Genomic DNA, 210 nt, shown 5'->3' with positions numbered 1-210 from the left:
CAACATCAACGGGAACTTGATTACGGCAGAATTGACGGCTGATCCGCCCCTTCTTTTTCCACTTTCTGCTGCAACATGTGTTCGCGCTTCATACCCAGTTTCAGAGCCAACGCAGATGCCACATAGATGGAAGATGCAGTACCGATGGAAACACCGATAAGCATGGTCAGCGAGAAGCCTTCCAGTACCGGACCACCGAAGAGGTACAGC

General features: G+C 51.4%; 1 protein-coding gene. It reads right to left on the bottom strand.

Annotation, left to right across the window (positions count from 1 at the left end; all coding sequences use genetic code 11):
* Window positions 1-20: 20 nt before the first annotated feature.
* Window positions 21-210, bottom strand: a 190-nt coding sequence (locus HMPREF0549_RS09220; protein WP_003718044.1) for a hypothetical protein, incomplete at its 5' end; no start/stop codon positions are given.

Source organism: Limosilactobacillus vaginalis DSM 5837 = ATCC 49540 (genome assembly GCF_000159435.1).
Taxonomy (GTDB): domain Bacteria; phylum Bacillota; class Bacilli; order Lactobacillales; family Lactobacillaceae; genus Limosilactobacillus; species Limosilactobacillus vaginalis.
The sequence above is the reverse complement of the archived record's forward strand: the minus strand, read 5'-3'. Positions and strand labels throughout refer to the sequence as shown.